At 40.5% G+C, this 19,822-nt stretch carries 11 protein-coding genes; 1 reads left to right on the forward strand and 10 read right to left on the reverse strand.

Annotation, left to right across the window (positions count from 1 at the left end):
* The first annotated feature begins 553 nt into the window (after nucleotides 1–553).
* Nucleotides 554–2,098: a GH39 family glycosyl hydrolase gene (locus EYS08_RS20125; RefSeq protein WP_131031798.1), complete on the forward strand. Its 1,545-nt coding sequence runs from the start codon at nucleotides 554–556 to the stop codon at nucleotides 2,096–2,098.
* A 314-nt stretch (nucleotides 2,099–2,412) separates the two neighbouring features.
* On the opposite strand, the gene EYS08_RS20130 is transcribed toward EYS08_RS20125, so the two are convergent.
* The 10 genes from EYS08_RS20130 to EYS08_RS20175 all read right to left on the reverse strand — a co-directional run bounded on the left by EYS08_RS20130 (nucleotide 2,413) and on the right by EYS08_RS20175 (nucleotide 19,792).
* Nucleotides 2,413–3,666, reverse strand: coding sequence for a glycoside hydrolase family 28 protein (locus EYS08_RS20130; RefSeq protein ID WP_131031799.1), 1,254 nt, complete (start codon nucleotides 3,664–3,666; stop codon nucleotides 2,413–2,415).
* Nucleotides 3,667–3,722: 56 nt separating this feature from the next.
* Complete coding sequence (locus EYS08_RS20135) at nucleotides 3,723–6,494, reverse strand: glycosyl hydrolase (RefSeq protein WP_131031800.1); 2,772 nt, start codon at nucleotides 6,492–6,494, stop codon at nucleotides 3,723–3,725.
* 4 nt (nucleotides 6,495–6,498) lie between these two features.
* Nucleotides 6,499–6,807 carry an L-rhamnose mutarotase gene (rhaM, locus tag EYS08_RS20140; RefSeq protein ID WP_131031801.1) on the reverse strand — a complete coding sequence of 103 codons (309 nt, stop codon included), beginning with the start codon at nucleotides 6,805–6,807 and terminating at the stop codon, nucleotides 6,499–6,501.
* Nucleotides 6,808–7,100: 293 nt separating this feature from the next.
* Entirely contained in the window at nucleotides 7,101–9,554 is a 2,454-nt protein-coding gene (locus EYS08_RS20145) for a glycoside hydrolase family 31 protein (protein ID WP_131031802.1), read from the reverse strand.
* A gap of 2 nt (nucleotides 9,555–9,556) precedes the next feature.
* The gene (locus EYS08_RS20150; protein WP_131031803.1) at nucleotides 9,557–12,058 is read right to left on the reverse strand and encodes a glycosyl hydrolase 115 family protein; all 2,502 of its coding nucleotides are present in this window, start codon (nucleotides 12,056–12,058) and stop codon (nucleotides 9,557–9,559) included.
* Between the two features lie 5 nt (nucleotides 12,059–12,063).
* Nucleotides 12,064–13,191, reverse strand: coding sequence for a glycoside hydrolase family 88/105 protein (locus tag EYS08_RS20155; protein WP_131031804.1), 1,128 nt, complete (start codon nucleotides 13,189–13,191; stop codon nucleotides 12,064–12,066).
* Between the two features lie 18 nt (nucleotides 13,192–13,209).
* Entirely contained in the window at nucleotides 13,210–16,113 is a 2,904-nt protein-coding gene (locus EYS08_RS20160) for an exo-beta-1,4-galactosidase (protein ID WP_131031805.1), read from the reverse strand.
* Between the two features lie 95 nt (nucleotides 16,114–16,208).
* A complete protein-coding gene (locus tag EYS08_RS20165) occupies nucleotides 16,209–17,000 on the reverse strand; it encodes a rhamnogalacturonan acetylesterase (protein ID WP_131031806.1) in 792 nt (263 codons plus the stop codon).
* A gap of 137 nt (nucleotides 17,001–17,137) precedes the next feature.
* Nucleotides 17,138–17,905 (reverse strand): rhamnogalacturonan acetylesterase, encoded by a 768-nt coding sequence (locus tag EYS08_RS20170; protein ID WP_131031807.1) that lies wholly within the window; start codon nucleotides 17,903–17,905, stop codon nucleotides 17,138–17,140.
* 36 nt (nucleotides 17,906–17,941) lie between these two features.
* Entirely contained in the window at nucleotides 17,942–19,792 is a 1,851-nt protein-coding gene (locus EYS08_RS20175) for a rhamnogalacturonan lyase (protein ID WP_131031808.1), read from the reverse strand.
* Nucleotides 19,793–19,822 lie beyond the last annotated feature (30 nt).

Here is a 19,822-nt window from a genome sequence, read left to right on the forward strand (position 1 = left end):
TCGCCGCCACAGAGAAAAACAGATTTAAGGGAGTAGAAAACATCCTTCCAGGAATACTTGCTTTGGGCAGCAACGCAGGGCAGATGTGCATGGCAAAGTTTATCGATTTCTAATTTGTTTAAGTAGTCAAAAACAAAATTTATGCCTCCGAAAGAGGATATTGGATTTGAATTTATTATTTTCACAGCAGTAATATTGGTCAACACTAATTTAAGTGAATATTACCTTGCTGCAAAACATTATTTATCAAGGTTTTGCAGCATTTTTTTTTATAACATGCGGACATTAGGAGCTATCGGGTCGATTGGGAATCTTAATGCTTTAACCAGATTTGCATGGTGCTTTAAGATTCCCGCCTGCACAGGAGTGACGACCGATTATTTAAAACTGTTAATGGTAGCTTGTCGAAGGGCAATCTTTTTTTGATTTACTTTCAATGTAAGGGTCTTCGACTACGCTCAGACTGACACCATATAAAAACAATACAATATGAAAACATTAAAAAAAGTTTACCTCCTATTCTTTAGCTTAACCGCTTTTATCCACACGGTTAATGCGCAGTTGGTTTGGTTATGATGAACCGAATTACACCTATATGAAAGATGGCCAGAAGTTATTGACCGAGATTTCTAAATTAAGTCCGGTTCCGGTATATGTACGTGCGCATAATTTGCTAACCTCCGGAGATGGCACCCCTGCGTTAAAATGGGGATCTACCAATGCCTACACCGAAGATGCCAAAGGTAATCCGGTTTATAACTGGAAAATTGTTGATCAGATTTTTGATACTTATGTAAAAAGGGGGATGAAACCTTTAGCCCAAATTGGTTTTATGCCCGAAGCCTTATCAACCAAACCTTTTCCTTACCAACATAAATGGAAACCCGGCGCCAGGTATGATGAAATTTTAACAGGCTGGGCCTATCCGCCAAAAGATTACAAAAAGTGGGGCAATTTGGTTTACGAATGGGTAAAACATTGTGTAGCACGATATGGCAAGGCTGAGGTAGAAAGTTGGTACTGGGAAGTGTGGAACGAGCCGGATGGCGCTTATTGGAAAGGTACACAGGCCGAATTCTTTAAACTTTACGATTACGCTGCCGATGGACTAAAACGTGCCTTACCTACTGCGAAAATTGGTGGTGCCAACGTAACAGGTGGTGGAACGAAGTACCTGGATGCCTTTATCAAACATTGTTTAAACGACACCAATTATGTAACGGGTAAAATCGGTTCTCCTTTAGATGCTGTTCTTTTTCATGCGAAGGGCTCGCCAAGGGTGGTTAATGGAACCGTAGTGATGAATGTAAGGGCTCAGCTCCGCAATATTGATGGCAATTATAAAATCATCAGTAAATACCCTCAACTTAAAAACATACCTGTAATTATCGGCGAATCTGATCCCGAAGGTTGTGCCGCTTGTGGCATGAGTACCAATCCTGAAAATGCCTACCGCAACGGCACAATGTATTCGAGCTACACCGCAGCTTCTTTTGCCCGGCTTTACGAACTTACAGATAAATATAAAATCAACCTGTTAGGTGCCGTTACGTGGTCGTTCGAATTCGAAAACCAGCCCTGGTTTGCAGGCTTTCGCGATTTAGCTACCAATGGTGTTGATAAACCTGTTTTAAATGTATTCAGGATGTTTGGCCAGATGAAAGGAAACCGTGTTGAAGCCATAAGTAACCGCATGTACAATTTAAATTCTATTTTGGATTCGAGCATCCGAAAACCACAAACAGACATAGGTGTTTTAGCCACTAAAGCCGAGAAAACGGCAGCTGTTATGTTGTGGAATTACCACGATGAAGATAAAACGGATTCGAAAGATTTTATTTCCATATTGTTGAATAAATTGCCTGCAAAAATGGTAACTGTTACAGCATATCGCATTGATACCGAAAATAGCAATTCTTATTCGGAATGGAAAAAAATGGGCTCGCCACAAAACCCAGATGCGAAACAGATTGCAGTATTAGAAAAATCAGGCCAGCTTAAAATGATTGGCAAACCCAGAAAATTTGACACCACAGGTGGTGCTTTTGAAATGGAATTAGCCAGACAAGGAGTAGCTTTGTTGAAGTTGGGTTGGTAGGCATTTTGCTTTTTTTTTGCCACGGAAACACTGAAAGCAGAAAAATAAAGAAGTATTTTTCTCTTGGTCGGCGGCTCACCGACCAAAACGATTGTTTATAGCGATATAATCTTAATGCTATTTACGCACTCGTTTGGAAACGAGCGCGAGCAATAAAAGTTGCCATGGTCTGTGTCTCCACAGACCACCTAAATATTATTTTTTCGTTCTGTGAGGACACAGACCGAGGATAAAGTTTATTCTTTCTACCTCCGAAGTACCTCTTTCATTTGACCTCAAAGCCCAATATCATTAACTTAAGAATAAGTGTTGGATTAAGGTTTAACCACCAATGGTGCTCCATTTACCATTACGTTCTCAATTTTAACATCCTGATACCTGTTTTTCAGAAAAGGTGTTTTTGTAGTTACTTCCAAATCTTTAAAAAGAAAACCAGATACTTTATCTTCAGGGTTCCCATCCATTTCGCCAAATTTTGTTGCTTCTACTTTAATGTTTGAGATCTTGATGTTTCTAATCGTACCAAATGGCCTTGCGGTGCTACCTGCCAAATCGAAAAACTGTTTCCAGGGATTTAGGTCGATAATAGCGCCACATTTTCCTGTAATGTTTTCTACCGTAATATTTTCGTAAAGCTGAAAAGTATCTCCACGCATTTTCATTTTTAAAATGGGGCAGTTATTCTCCACCTTACAGTTGCGCATGGTAATATTGCGTGCATGAATACATTCGCTTCCCATGGTTAAAGTAGCATGCGCTTCGCCAATGGTACAGTTTTCAATTAAAATATCTTCAACAATTCCATTTTCTGGCAGGTTCTGTGCATCGGGTCCTTTACCGCCTTTAATGCAAATAGCATCGTCATTTACCGAGATATAACAATTCCTGATCGTTACTTTTTTACAAAAATCAATGTCTATACCATCAGTGCTTGGTGCTTTTACAGGCCTAAGTGGCGAACGGATATCACAATTCTCAATTAATACATTGTTAGATTGGTACAAATGGGTTGTCCAGAATCCAGAATTACGCAATTTTGCCCCCTTAATATTCACATTATTGCATCCCCAGATAAAAAGTAGCCGTGGACGGCTCACTTCAAGGTTTGTAGATTCCCTTCCTAATTTTTTAAGCGAATCGCGATGTGCCCAAAATGTTTTCCAGAATTTAAGGCCATTTCCATCAATAGTTCCCGGACCTGAAATACTAAAACCATCTACTTTTGTTGCATTTATTAATGCCGCAAAGTATTTTAGGCTCCTCCCTTCCATCCGCGACGGGATAAAAGGATAATCTTTTATGTTGTCAGATCCTTTAAGCACAGCACCTTCTTGTAACAACAGCTTCGTTTTAGGCTTAAAAAAAAGCGCTCCACTAAGATAAATACCTTTAGGGATTACAATCGTTCCTCCACCTTTTTGATAAGCTTTATCTATTACACTTTGAATGGCTTTGGTATTCAGTTTGGTGCTATCGGTACCTACACCAAATTTGGTGATGATATAGTTTTGAGCCATGGTATTTGAGCCAATAACCAAAAGAAAAGTGAGGATAATGAGTTTTTTCATGATAAAATGCATATTGATTTGTACGAAGCATTAAGATCCCGTATGCGAGAATATGATTAATTAAAAGCTGTGATGCTTACTGGACCGATTAACCCTGAAGGCATTACCTTCCAGTTTGATGCATCAAAATCCTTATAGTTAATATTTACGAAATTGATTTCATGATAATTCCTCCATTGAATTTTCTTGATATCCATATCACGGATGCGGTTCGCCATCAAATTAACCACTTCAATTTTTATGGTATTATGGCCTGCTTTTAAATATTTGCCAACACGGGCCTGAAAAGGAATACTCCATAAAATGCCTACTTCCTCACCATTGATCCATACACGTGCACTCTCATCTACATGGTTCAGGTTTAAAATATATTCTCTGGCTGTTTTCGAACTCAGATTAAAACTTGAGGTGTAAACACCAGTACCAGAAAAGGCCAGTAATTTAGGATCGTTTAAAGTAGTCCAGCTTACCAGTTTAGCTAACCTCTGATCTGCAGGAAGCTCTGGCCCACCTTCGGTAAAATGTAAATTCCACAGTTGGTTAAGATTGATTGAATGGGCAGCTTTGTTCAAATAAACCCAAGGAGTTTTGGTTGTTGCATTCTGATCTACCTTTAAAAACAAACTCTCTCCCGATTTAAGCTGTACACGAACCTTTTTATTGCGTACTGCAGCCAAGCCCACATTCGAACTTTGCGGATCCATAATTAAAACCTGCCCTTCTTCATTTAAGGAAAGCTCCGTATCGATATCTTTAGCGGTGTGGTTAACCAGATAATAGTATTTTCCAATATTTGTTTTTCTCCTGATAAACTGAAGGCCTGAATCAGTTAAAGTTTCTCTGTTAATGGCTACCGAACTTAATGCTTTTTGCACATCATCAGCAAGCAAGATTAGCCCTGTCCCTACTTTAAACTGTTTAATACCATCTGCGCCATCCGTAAAAATCAATTTAGCCAAGGTCGCTTTTAGCTGTGCTCTGCGGGCTTCCAGATTGTTTAAACCTGGAACATCTTTAGGCAATGCCTGAAAAATGACTTTTGATCCGTTGCTGGCCAGTTTTATCATCTGATCTAAAGTTTCCGGGCTGATTATTTCACACTGCGGAACAATTAACACCTGATATGGTGCAGCCGCCACGTTGGTACTAATTAATGCATTGTTAACAGTTGATTGCTTTAATAGCCGATCAGATGCAAAATCAAAAGAATAACCCGATTTGGAAAGCGCTTTGGATAATTTATAGAAAGCCGTTGGGTGCAGCCACTCGTCAACATCATGTACTTTTAAGGCCATGTCTAAACCTTTGGCTTTGTTCCATACATCATAAATTGGCCAATAGATTAAAAGTTCGTTGTCGGGCTTTCCTGATTGAAGAATAGACTGGCAACGGGCTATATAATTGTTCAGCCCTTTTGCCTGCGGCCATAAACTGTTGTTTGGGTTCATTTCCACCGAGGCATAAAACAACCATCCCGGCCAAGGGGCATTTGTTGGCGAGTTGGTGGTACCATGGTAAAAAATATGGTTTATGCCTGCCAGAAACAATTGTTCTGCTTCTGGTTTACATTGCGAAAATGAGGTTTTAAAATGTTCGGTTAACCAGGTGAATGTTTCAGAAGATGCCAGTTTTTTACCACCTGTATGTGCCGCAGAAGATGCAAACTTGCACATCATAGGGTCTGGGTCTACATTGCGGATATCTCCTGAATCGCGCCTAAGCCCCGGGATAGGAAAGTAACTTGAGCCGAAGGTTTCCGTTTCGGGAATATCAACTGCTCCATAAAGATCGAGTAGATTGCCTGGCGAACCATGCGATTGGTTTTTGGTCACCGATTTAAGCTGATGCGCCCAGTTGGTCCAGTTTTGCGTAAAATTATGGAGCAAAAGTTCATCCATGGTTTCGCGGTAATCAGATTTTAAACGGGCAATATTTGCATTTGTAGAATCCTTACCAGTTAATTCTTTAATATGAATGGCCAGATCGTAGCCCCTGTTTTTCTTAAATTCCTGAAAGAAAGTTGGCGTCCATGTTGCGCCATACACTTCATAACTATCGTTAAAAAACGACCGAATACCTTGTGGTTTGTCTCCAAAAGCATCCGAAAATCTTTTCAGGTAAACATCAACTGCATTTTTATCGAGGTGATTTAAAGTAAAACCTTCACCGCCAGGTGCTGCACGTTTAACCATTTGCCTGGTTTTACCTGCAAAAGCAGCATAAATATCCCAACTGCCACTGCTGGGTGACCAATTTAAAGATCCATTAGCTTGAACTTTTGAAAACAGATCGAGTACTTCACCTTTTGCACCATAAGCAGTTAAAGCCTGTAACTGCGCGAAATCCTGTTTCGCTTCTTTAACTTTAATGGTTTCGGTTAACTTCTCTCCCGCCTTGAGTTTATATTGTTGGGTAATCAGTTTGGTAGCGGCGTTTTCGGGCTTAATCTGCGGACCGCCAAATGGCCAACCTGTACCGGTATTCATATCTACCCCTAAGCCTAAAGTATTAGCTTTATTTACCGTATGGTGCAATATATTCACCCACTCTGGCGATAAAAACTGAAGATATTGTTTTTCAAAGCCCTTAGCTCCATAAATTGGCGTAATTTCTACTCCACCGAGACCAGCATCAGCATATTTCTTTAAAACAAGGTTTAAGTTCTGCTCATCTACAGCATTCCCCATCCACCACCAGCGGGTCCAGGGTTTCATCTGCTTTTCGATAACAGGCCAGCTACCGGTATCTTTTACAGGCTTTTGCGCTTTGGCTAAACTAAAAATTAGCGTACTAAACAGCAGAACAGAACAGAATCGATGTAATTGCATATTTTTAATCTAAATGGAATACCATTTCTAAAGGGAATGTTTTTGGAGAATTATCAGCATTGGTTTCCATAATATCGGCCATATATGCCCACCATTCCTGTACAATCTGAGTGCTGCCCAAATCTTGTGAAGAATTTCCATTTTGTTGTTGCACGGCAAAAAGTGTATTGGTTTCTTCATCTAGAAAGATAGAATAATCGCTGATCCCATTTTCCTTTAACAAAATAGATAACGCTGGCCAGATCTCATCATGGCGCTTTTTGTATTCTGTTCCAAAACCGGGTTTAAGTTTCATCTTAAATGCAATTTTCATGTTTTCAATTTTATTTTTTTAAGGATTTTGTCATTTTAAAACCCGTTTTATTTCTTCCATGGTTCGTGTCCCCACGGACCACTAGTTATTATTCTCTGCCAAAAAGAAATCGCTCAGTTTCAGTCTGTGAGGACACAGACCGAGGAACCAGAGATCGTCATTGCTTCAGCCGATTTTTCATCGGCTGAAGCAATCTTTTTGTTACTGTAAAGATTGCTTCGTCGTACCTCCTCGCAATGACGCCAGATTTTGATATCTTATCCGCCGTGGTTCGTGTCCCCACGAACCGCCTATTAATTCACTACAAAACTTAAATCAGCACTGTTATCTCCAGCTGATTTGATCCAAAGTATTTTATTTTTTACATCATAAAACCAGCCTTCCGTTTTATCCAATTGATCTGGTGTTTTTAAAACTTTCAATTTAGCACCATTTTCTGAAACAACACTAGGATCTGCCTTTCCTGTCCAATGTATTTTAGCCAGGTATTTATGTTTAGTTGGCTTAAAATTACCTGTTGGCTTAGCTACTTTCAACGTTAAATCCGATGCAGTTAATGAAGAAGTAATTTTGGTTAACGCAAAGTTACCTGTTTTGTATGCAGCGCTTAAATTATCGTCCTCGTACATATCATATTTAGACGTTCCATAAGGGAAAACATCCAGGGTAATCACATCAACTGGTTTTTCACCACTATAGGCCATTTCTGGTTGCATCGGAATAATACTTCCCGCCTTCACAAACAAGGGAATGGTATCTAAAGGTGCTACGACATGGTGATAACTTTTGCCTTCGTATTTTTCATTCGTCCAATAGTTAAACCAGGTACCTTCTGGCAGATAAACCGAGCGGGTAATGGCGCCTTTGGTGGTTACCGGGGCAACCATTAAATTATCACCAAACATGTACTGATCGCCTATTTCGTATACATTTTCGTCATCCTGATGGTTGAGTACTAGAGCCCTCATCATGGGTAAACCTTTTTCGTATTGCTGATGCATACTGGTATATAGATAAGGGAATAAACGGTAACGTAAAAGATCGTATTTTTTGAAATTACGCAAAGCATCTTCACCATATTTCCAGGGTTCTTTATAACCGGGATGATCCATCCCAAAAACAAGAGCTATCGGGCTGAACATCCCAAACTGCACCCAACGGATATACAGTTCCGGATCGGCCTGATGTTCGAAACCGCCCATACAATGTGCCCAGGAACCTACACCCGATAGACCAACATTTAATCCAGCTTTAATTACCGGAGCAAAGTATTGCCATTCGCTAGGCCAATCGCCTGCAAAAATATAAGGATAACGTTGAATGCCCGAATAACCTTCCCTGGTTTGATTTAATCCCCTAAAACCATTAAACTTTTCGAACTCCAAAAACGGTGCTTTAGCATAGGCTATAGGAAATAAGTTATGCAAACGTTCTGCATCTTTTCCTGTAGGCCCTACTTTTTCACTCTCATTTGCCAATGATCCAAACGCACTACCTTCATCTGTTTTCAGAAATTTAGCGCCTAATTTTGCTACCCGCATTACGCCGTTATCCCACCACCATTGCGTTGCCTTTTCATCAAAAAAGTTTACAAATTCGCCGGGTTTACCATTTTCGGGATACGTATAACCTTGTGCTCTGGCCTGATCTAACAGGTTTAATTTTTTGGCATTATCAAACCGTGGACGAAGATGAAGCCCCACCATTTTATAATTCATGGCATAAATGCTATCGAACATGGATTTTGGGTCTTTAAAGGTTTCTCTCCATTCGAAAGAAGTGGCACCTTTACCGCCATTTTCGCCAAATAAGCGCCATGTAGAATCCAGCCAAAGCAGATCAACCGGAATACCTAACGACCGGTATTTTTTTGCCAGCTCAACCACATAATGATCGGAAGTTTGTGCCTCATGGCCCCATGTACCACCACTATATGTACCTGCATGTAAACCTAAAGCAAACTGCGGTAACATCGGCGATTTGCCTGTAATACTGGTATAATAATCTAAAATAGCCGGAAAAGTAGGCCCATAAATGAAATAGTAATCCAATTCTCCATCGGCAGCTTTAAAACTGTACTGATCTTTTTTAGAAGCGCCCATATCCCATTCAGTAGCAAAAGAATTATGCAGGAAAATGCCATAACCTTTTGTACTCATGAAAAACGGAACCGGACAATAATTGGCTTCCAATATATTGTAAGCACCGATGGCGTGCGGCAAACCTTTACCACGCCCAACATTTAACGTTACTTTTTTAAAGCGGCGATCCATAAAATCCATGCGCTCGCCAAAACCAAAGAAATGTTCATCGGCCTGCAGTTTTTTGGTTACCCCAACCTGCGTATTTTCTTTATTTATTGATCCATTGACTTCGTTGCTCAGCAATTTACCTTTGGCGTCAAAAACATCAATCCTGAAAGGGGTTTTGTATAATTTAACCACCAATTTTGAGGTGGCAAGCAAAAAATGATCTTTTTTATCCGAAACCTTAACCGCAACATTGGCCCAGTTGTAATTAATCACCATTAGGTTTTCGTTGGCTTCGAATTTACCATTCCAGCTGGTTCTGATCCTAACGATTTCAGGTGTACAGAACTCCAATTTCACTTCTCCCCTTGTGGTTAAAAATGAAATGGTATTGCCCGTTTTCTTAAAACCAGATTTATAATTGCCAATGCTTTGTGCCCTGGCGATGGCAAGCATAAAAATTAAGGATAGGGCAAAAGCTAAAAGTTTCTTCATCATATTTATTGTATTTCCAACTGGTTAATCACCAAGCCCGGATCGAGCATATAAATTTTCACAGTCGATTTACCTGTTTTATTAATATCGTGGTTGGTTATGCCCGAAGCATAACCCTGTAATACATTCTGTTTCCAGATATTATTTTCTGAAGCCGGAGAAATGTTAATTACCTGCGGCTTATCATTATTTACCGAAATGGCATAACGCACTTTAATGCCGTTATTAACGCCCTGGGTAGGCAAACATTTCACTTCGATCTGGTGTTCGCCCTGTGTTTTGAAATCAACTTGATAAATAATAAAGGCGGCATTTTGAAGCGCTGTTTCACCAATTGGTATAAAAGTAAAAGGATAAAGAGAAATACCAGCGCCCCCTAAACCAAGTCCTTTTAGGCTTTGTAAAGATAGACCCTTCGGCACTGATCTTTCGGCATATTTAGCTGCACGAACAATGATCTTATTTTCAGATTCCGCAGTGATGTGTAATGATTTCGCAGTTACAGAATCGGCCACTTTTGGCATTTTAAAAACGGCTAAATCGCGTGGTTTCCAGCTCATCATTCCGTTCCACTTGCCGCCTGCAATTTCTTCATTGTACTTTTTGGTAATTAACTGGATCTGCTCAAAAGCAGCTTTTGATTTTTTCGAATAAGTTAAGGCCGATTGATCGCCCTTCGAGGCTAAAACCAGACTTTTCTTTGCATATAAAATCTTCTGGTTCATCAGCATGGCACCTTCAACGGGATACAAAATCAACTCAAAAAAAGCATCCTTCAAACGTGCAGGCATCTTTTCATTTAAGCTTTCAGCCTGATAATAAATCCTTTCATAAGCGGCTAAACGCTCTTCGGCCTGGGCATCGGTAAAATTAACACTGGCCATATGCTCTGGCTTAGCAGCCTGTGCCAAGCGATAATAAATTGCTTTTATTTCGGCGATTGGTTTTGCAAATTCAGCACCGAAAGTCTCTGCAGCCCAGCTTTCAGCATAATTATCCGCATTTTCGGGTTTCCACTGGTTTACATTCCAGGCCAGATCCATGGCAAACTGCGTTTCCATTTCGGCAGGTTTAATATCGCCCACATTTATAACCCAAAGTCGGTCGGCTTTATACTGGTAAGCCTTAGTTAACTCGTAAGAAATTAATGATGGAGAAATGGAAGAAAGCCACAAATAATCTTGTGGGGCACCCCAATAAGAAATATGGTAGTACACCCCGCTTCCACCCGAGCGCTTTTGCTCTTCAGGGTTCGAAAGCTGACGGATATAACCGTGATTATCGTCGGCCCAAACAATGGTCACATCATCAGGCAGTTTTAAACCAGCCTGGTATAAAGATAATACTTCCTTGTAAGGGCAAAAAATCTGTGGAATGGAGCTTACCGGTTTAGTGATGTTCTTGCTGAGAATGGTACGTTGATCGGCAATTACCTCGCCCAATAGTTTCACTTTTTCATTTTTATCTTTCGGTCCCGGCATACTGCCATCATGGATACCACGCATCCCCACAGTATAAATCGATTCGCAATTTTTTGCCTGTTTTACACGGTCGGTCCAGTAATTTGCAATTTCATTTTTATTCAGATCGTAGCGCCATTCACCCGGTTTTTTACCGTATTCGTGCTCGAAATTCTCAGCCCACTCGAAAACATTGTTCCGCAGCATGGGCTCACAATGACTCGAACCTAAAACAATGGCATATTTATCGGCCATTATGGGATTATTGGCATAATAATAGAACGCTTTGGTTGAAGGATGCATACCCGGCCAGATGTAGTTAGCTTTTAACCTGAGCAGCAGCTCGAATATTTTAGTATAAGTTTTTGGGCCGATATCTTTCACATCGGTATCCATCATTTTAGCAGCCCAGGGCTGAATGCCCCAATCTTCATCATTGATAAAAATACCGCGGTATTTAACCGATGGCGATTCTACCAAAGGCTGACCAGCTTTTACGTATAACGATTTTTTTATTGCAGGTTTTACATCAGCCCACCAACACAGCGGCGATACGCCAAGCATCCGCGAAAGCTGAAAAATGCCATAAGCAGTCCCACGCCTATCACTACCGGCAATCACCAATGCCCTTTTCACTCCCTTTACAGGATTTTCGATCACTGAAACAGAAAAAGTTTCCCATTTACCGGATAAAATAGTCCTATTTATTTTCCCGGCTTTGATTAACTGATCGATATAAAACGACTGCCCTATAGTACCAACAATAATGGGATAAGCACTTAAAGCAGGATTATTTTTCAATACCGAGGTAGTTGTTCCCGTTAATAAATGAATATCATCCTTGAAAGCCTCAGCAGCAATTCCAACAACTTCGGCATCTTTTTCATCGATATAAATCGAAGATGCTTTTCCTCCATCCACAATCGGAAAAGATGAAATACTATTAATTTCAGAAACAGCAATGCCCGCCCTTTGCGCCATATTTTGTTTGGGCAGCAGGAGCAACAACATCCATACCGATAAGCCAGCTAGATTTCTGAAATTCATTTTAATTACTTTTTAAGCTTGTAAACCTCAGTTCCGGCCAATAAGAAACAACCCAAACCATAATCTTCAAAATCAGGAACGCTGGTATAACTTACCGGCTGCCCGTCTTTTGGCTCTTTCCCAGTTCCTTGCATATAACCTATAAAACCGTTTTTTTGAACAGCATCTTTCGTCATGGCGTTCCAGGCTTTGGTAATGATGGGCAGATAAGTAGCCTTATCTAAAATACCCTGATTTACGCCCCAGGCCATACCATACACAAACAAAGCAGTGCCCGAAGTTTCTTTACCACCAAAATGTGTGGCATCATGCAAACTTACATTCCAAAAACCATCAGCGCGCTGGATTGGTACTAAAGCTTTGATCATTTCGTGGTAAGTTTTTAAGTATTCATTGCGGTGAGCTTCATTTTCAGGGATAATTTCCAATACGCGCACCAATGCGGCAACCACCCATCCGTTTCCTCTGGACCAATAACAATCTTCGCCATTTGGTTCTTTATAAGGAGGCACAAAATCCTTATCGCGCCACCAAAGACCATCTTTGGCATTGTACAAACCACCACCTTCGGTATTTTTGGAATGCATATACATTTTGTACATGTAATTGTAGTAGGTGGTATCGTTGTATAATTTACCCAGTCTGGCAAAAACAGGCATTCCCATTTGGATCGCATCGATCCATGTCCAATCGTTTACCTTGCCCGATTTGATGACCAGATCGATAGAAGCTTTAATGTCTTTAATGCGTTCGGGTTGTTTATCAATCAAATAAAGATCGATATAAGTTTGCCCACAGGCCTGATCGTCGGCATTTTTTGTAGTAATACCATTTCTTAAACCCCAGTTGTGTTTTTGCCCCCATTGAACGGCATAATCGTAATATTCTTTTTTGGGATGGATTTTATAAAGATTCATCAATCCTTCGTAATACACTGCCCTTGTCCAGATATTGCTTGGCCTCTCCCTGTTGGTTATGATTGATTTCCCGGCATCAGGCCACTTATTCATAAAATAAGCATTTGTTGATTTTAATACTTTTAAAACCTCCTTTTTATTGGGGATTTTCTGTGCCAAAAGCAGTTGGACAGATATGCCGAATATTATTGCAGCGCTGAATATAAATTTCTTCATGGTGGTATTTCGCTTATCTTAATTGGTTTTTGGTTTTACTTTTAACTCGTCAGGACTATCTTTCGTAAAGGTATCGAACTGAATTTTCGACGGACTTTCGAAGATATCTTTTACGGTGTTAAAAGCAACTTCATATTTTGGATTAAACTGGGCAGACATCATATACTGCTGTAAACTGAAATAAAGTTGTTGTGCAGCAGGTGCGTCTTTTAAATCAGGTGAGAGGTTGGTACTCGAAACCACTAATTTCCCCTTACCTACTTTTGCTTCGAAAACTAATGCCAAACGGCGGTTCAAAAACCAGGTATCAATTGGTTGAATAATTGACTTAAATCCTGAAGGAAAATCTTCGAGATTCATTACCTGCGATTTGTTTACAATTTCCCACCACTGCATATCGCTATGGAAATCGGTCGGAAAATTATTAAAAGCGGCGTGTTTTGGATCACACAAAATACCCAAAGTATGTGGCGGACGCATTTTAAACCACGATGTATTCCAAAAAACAGGCAGAAAAGTCTGCACCACTTCCTTTCCTTTTACCACTTTGCCAGCTGCGTTGAGAAAAACATTCCCTCCCTCGGCCAAAACGGCCTGTGCTTTGTCATCTAAACTGGTACAGTAATATACGTTGCTTTTAACCTGAGGCAATTGTGCAGGATAAACCCAGAAACTCCAGTCGTTGGCAAATTCGGTTTCATCAATGGTGACCTCCAGTTTCAGTTTTGTTGCTTTTGTAATGCCATTTAACTGAAATTTAATTTCTCCAATGGCAATACAGTTGGTAACAGCTAAGGTTTTAGGATTGAAATTACCTTTTGCCACATTTGTTCCGCTTTCATCTTTGAGTGTCCACGAAAGTTTTGCATTTTCAATAGGCGCCTTTCCAAAATGTGCCACTTCTACCGCAGCTGTTAAGGTTTCGTTATTAGTAAAAACAAATTTTGAAACTTTTAGCAGAGGCACGGTACTGTTAGAAAAACGTTTGAATTCTTTAGCGCTGATATAACCTTTTTCATCCCAAAAGGCATCTAAAACCCCTACAAGTGCTGTTCCCTGTCCTGGATAATCATTTAGCGACAATAACTGGTAACCATTGTAATTCGGCGTACGCAATGCTTTTTCAATTTCATTTTTATAGCAAAGGGCTTGTAATTTGCCCGAAGCCATTAAAAAATCGTGCCCTTGATCGGCCATATCGTGGTCTTTAAGATCTTCCTGAAACATCTCAAAATTTTTCGCACGATAAACACCTGTATATTTTTTTATTTCATCGAAATTAGGGAAAGCACAATACTGCCCCATTTCGTGTGCTACAAAAGGCACGGTAAACTGTTCGATCTGTTTGGCATAGGTTGAAATACTTTCTGGCTTTCTGCCCCAATCTAAACCCCTGGCACCAGCACGCACCATAAATTCGTTATTTGGAATAACCGGCCAACTACCACCTACTGAAGCGCCAGTGTACAATCTTCTCGAATCTTTAGCTTTCCAATAATTATTGAATTTAGTAAGGTACTCCACTTGCCTTCCCCGCGGTTCATTTCCATAGGCCATCATACAAAAAGATGCATAATTGCCATAGTTTTTGGTCATGCGGTTGGTTTCATCATAAATAAACTGATCAATCGGTTTTCCATCACCGATAGATGTACCGTGGTTGGCCCAGCTTGGTCCTTCTGGCTGAAGGTAAAAGCCGATCTGATCTGCAGCAATAAAAGCAGCTTCTGGTGGACAAAACGAATGAAAACGCATGTGATTTAACCCATGAGCCTTTGAAATTTTAAAAATACGTAGCCATGCGGCAACATCCATTGATGGATAACCTGTTAACGGAAATTCGCAATTGTTAACCGTTCCGCGTAAAAAAACCGGCCGACCGTTAATTTCAAAAGTTCTGCCTACTGCTTTAAACTCACGCATGCCAAATTGTACCTTTTTCTCGTCTTTTTTGCCATCTTTCGATAGTAAAGTAGCTGTTAAACGGTACAATACCGGATCAAACTCATCCCAGGTGGCTATTTTATCACCCATTGGCAAATTGATTTCCAAAACACCGTCACCATTTGTAATTTGGTAGGCCGCTGTTACAGGCTTAACCTGAAGTGAATTTTTGGTATTGAAAGTGGTAGCAGCAAGCGTAATTTTCCCGGTTGAGGATTGCTTAGCATTCGCTTTAAGCTGGATTTTAACCTGGGCAGACTTATTTTTTAAATCGGGGTAAACCTGAATATCTTCAAAATAAACAGGCGAACCGGCTATTAGCTCCATTTTTCCAACTACGCCATTCCAGTTTCCTTGAGTGTGATCGGTTAAACTATGCGAATCCTGCCCAACGTTTATTGCCTTAATGCTGTTGTCGATTAAGAGCGTTATCGTATGTTTCCCTGATTTTAAATTTGCCGGGAGTTCGAAATTTTGCGCAACCACAAAGGTATACTGCGTTCCGATTTCGATATCATCTACCCAAACCCTAGTTTCTGAATGGGGATATTCTAAAGATAAAACCAATCTTTTACCCTTCCAATTGGCAGGAATTTCGATATCTTTTTGATACCATGCTGTACCTGTATAATGTTTGGCCGGAGTTAACCAGAAAGGTATTTTTATATTACCTGGTTTACGGTATTTTTCTAAACGCGGATGAAAAAAGTACGAACTATCGTAAATACTTCCGGTCCATTTTGTTTTGAGGGTAATGTCATCGCCCTTTAAATTTTCGGCCATCGAGCCTGGCAGATTAACGGATTCGGGAAGAACAGTCGAGTACCATTTTCCTTTTACACCTTCATCTTTAGCATCAATTTTGAAACGCCATTTGCCGGCAAGCGAAATACTTTGGGCATGTATCTGCGTGATGCTTAAGAATATAAAAGCAATGCCTAACAGCACTTTAAAAACTCGGTTAACCTGTATCTGCATAAAATTGGACGGTCTATTACCGCTGGTATTTGGTTAGGCGGTTAAAATAACACAATATTGGCAGGAAAGCATCCTGTAGTATCCTGCTCAATGGCTTATTTCAGGTAGCTATTCAGTTTATTGTTTTTTAATTTCTTTAGGCCTTCTACAACAGCAGTTGCATTTAATTTCGCTCCTGCTTCGTTGGTGTGCGTATGATCTTTCTCGGTAAAAAATGCCTTTACCTCAGTCGCGCTTAAAGTAGCATACTTATCTTTAATGATCTGATTCAATGGAATGAAATCGACTTTTTCGGCTTTTGCCACCTCTTCGGCCCAACCTGCGTAACTATCGTTGGCTAAAACTATGGCATTATCTTTAACCGGATTACGTGGAATCGATGAACATACAATCGCTGTTGCGCCTTTAGCTTTAATATCGCTGATAAATTTGCGCAGGTACCAGCCATAAGTATAAACCACTTCCTGTTTTTTCTTAATCGGGTTGTAAATTTCCTTGCTTTCCGTTCCGATGCCTTTTATGGTGCCGCGGGCACGGGCGGTATCATCTAATGGGCTGCTATCGTTATGACCAAATTGCATCATCACGTAATCGCCTTTCTTCACCTTAGCCAAAACAGCATCCCACAAACCATTGGTTTGAAAAGTACGACTACTGGTACCGCCAAGGGCATCGTTTTCGACATTGATTTTTTCGCTATTAAATAAATTTCCGATAAAACTTCCCCAGCCCCATAAAGTGCCATCGCCTTTGCCTTTTCCATTTTTAACGGTCGAATCGCCAATGAGGAATAAAGTGGGTTTTGCCTGCTGTTTTAAGATAATGCAGGAAGAAAAAATAATAAAAGCAGTTAAGAGAATAAGGGGTAGGTATTTAGTTGATTTCATCGTTGATTACACAGATTAATTGATTACAACCTTCGGGATGATTACACCGATTGTTGGATTACACAGATTTATTTTGTCTTTGGTCTTTCAGCTTTAGTCTTTAGTCTTCGGACATCGGACTTTCGTACCTCCGACTTCTAGTCTTTTAGATACTTTTTCAAATTACAATCTTTTAATTCCCTGATTCCTTCTACAACAGAGGCCGCATTAACTTTTGCACCTTCCAAATTGGTATGGGTATGATCGCCTGGGAAATAGCGTTTTACCTTATCCGGACCGAGCGCATCATATTTATCGGCCGTTATTTTATTCAGGTCTACAAAATAGGCATTTTCTTCTTTGGCTACATCATCGGCCCATTTCCCGAAATCGTTATTGGCTCGAAGCACTTTACCATCTTTAAAAATATTCCTGGGGATCATCGAAAGTACAATCGGTGTGGCCCCTTTTGCTTTGGTTTCACGCACAAATTTGCGGATATACCAGCCATAGGTATGTACAGTTTCTACTTTTCCATCCGGCCAGGTTAATACTTTGGTTTCTTCACCCGATCCTTTTAACACGCCTCTTCTACCTACTTTTGTAGTATCAGGAACACTTCCATCATTGTGACCGAACTGCATGGTAACAAAATCACCCGGTTTTAATGTTTCTAAAACTTTGTCCCATCTACCCTCCGATAAGAAAGTTCGTGTACTTCTTCCAGCCATGGCATTATTTTCAATATGGATTTTTGTCGTATCAAACAGGGAAGCGATCGGCGTTCCCCAGCCCCAGGTTTCTTTGTTTGAGTTGCGGACTGTAGAATCGCCAATGGTATGTAATGCGGGTTTATGCTGAGCGATAAAAGCAAAAAAAGAAATGACGATGATCATTCCCGCCGGGATAAAGCTATATTTTTTCATTCTTGTTCTGTTAAAATTTATTTATGGTGCACATGATTATTTTTTGGATTCAATAAGTACAATGTTAGGTTTTGGTGCTTTCTTCATTCCAAAACCGAAGTAAAACCCAGTATGCGGGGGTTGGTTATAGCCATCGTTTTGCCAGGCAATACTTAAACGGTATTGCGGATCGTGCATTAGTGTATAATTGCGGTACACAGTCGGTATAGTTGAGGTGTAAATTCTAAGGCTTTGGTTATCATAAGACCTTAAGATCAATTCTTCACGCCAATCGCCAAAAATATCAGCACTTAAAGCAGGTGTAGATTTAGTTCCGTTGTTCGAAACAGCTCCATCTGCTGTAAAAAGCCGTCCTCCGTTGTATTTATCGATGTGGTTTCCATCTAAAAGTTCCCTTGACAAATCACCATCCCAATAAATTAAAAAATTGGTTGATCGGGGCTGATTACCGATCCGATTGCCCTTGATATCAAATAATCCATTTGATCCCGACCACCACATCTGTGCGCCAAAACGGGTATTATCGATATTATCGGCCACACCTCTGCCCACATCTTCGTCTTGCGATCCTTCCCATAATATTTTGCCTGTTTTGGCATCATACACCGCCGCACCGGGGCCTTTTGTACCTTCTTCTATTTCGTGTACACCAAAAACTTCTAACCCAGGGCGCTCCGGATCAAGGTCTGAAACATGAATGGCATCACCATGCCTTAGGCCCGTAGAGTACAGCCCCTTTCCATCATCATCTACACACATCGAACCGTAAATAATTTCATCTTTTCCATCCTGGTCTACGTCAGCAACGGTTAGGTTATGGTTTCCCTGCCCAGAAAATGAGTTTTTAGCATCTTTGGTATCAAATACCCATCGCGAGGTTAGTTTACCATTATGCCAGTCCCAGGCCGCCAAAACCGTTCTGCCGTAATAGCCTCTGCACATCACTACACTTGGATGGATACCATCTAAATAGGCCACGCAGGCATTAAACCGATCTACACGGTTACCCGTATTATCGTTTTTTCCGTTTCCACCTCTACCGCCCCAGGCACCAATATTGCCACGGGCAGGAATATAATCTGATGTGGCTAATGCCTCTCCCGTTTTACCGCTAAATACGGTTAAAAATTCAGGGCCATCTAATATTTTACCGTTGGGATTGCGCCAATCTTTAGTCGCATCGCCAATTACTTTTCCTTTGCCATCTACCGTTCCATCGGCAGTTTTACATACCATTTCGGCAATACCATCACCATCCAGATCGTACACCATAAATTGGGTATAATGAGCGCCTTCACGGATATTTTTTCCCAAATTAATCTCCCACAAAAAAGTTCCATCTAATTTATAGGCTTGAAAAATCGGCGGATCGGTAATACCGTTTGATGAATTATCCCTACTCCGGCCAGTTTGGTGCAATACAATTTCATATTCACCATCTCCATCTAAATCGCCTACTGAAGCATCATTAGGCGTGTAGCCTGCTGGTGTTTTTAATGGAATAGTTAAATATTGCTGAATAGGTGGCTTGGCTGGCAACGTAAAAGATTTACTGGCTTCCAATTCACTGCCTTTTAAAATGGGTTTTACAAAATAGCTGTTCGAAAGATCGAATTTAACCCCAGCATCTACAAAATTAGTGCTCTTGGTAATGGGATCGTGATTGAGTTTTATGGCTTCATTATTTCCGCTTTTGCGGTATAGGTTAAAAGCAATGTCATCGGCATCGGTACCCAACATCCGCCAGGCTATATAAACAGAGTCGCTATTTTGCCGTACGGCGATTACTCCACGGCCCAATTTTTCCATTTGGCGCTGGCCGAAAAGCTGTGTAGCAAAGAACAAGCTGATCATAAAGCAGGAAACTGTAATGGTTTTGATCATCATGACTTATGTGGAAACTTAATTAATAAATAT

This window comes from Pedobacter kyonggii, assembly GCF_004310665.1.
In the GTDB taxonomy this organism is placed as follows: Bacteria; Bacteroidota; Bacteroidia; order Sphingobacteriales; family Sphingobacteriaceae; genus Pedobacter; species Pedobacter kyonggii.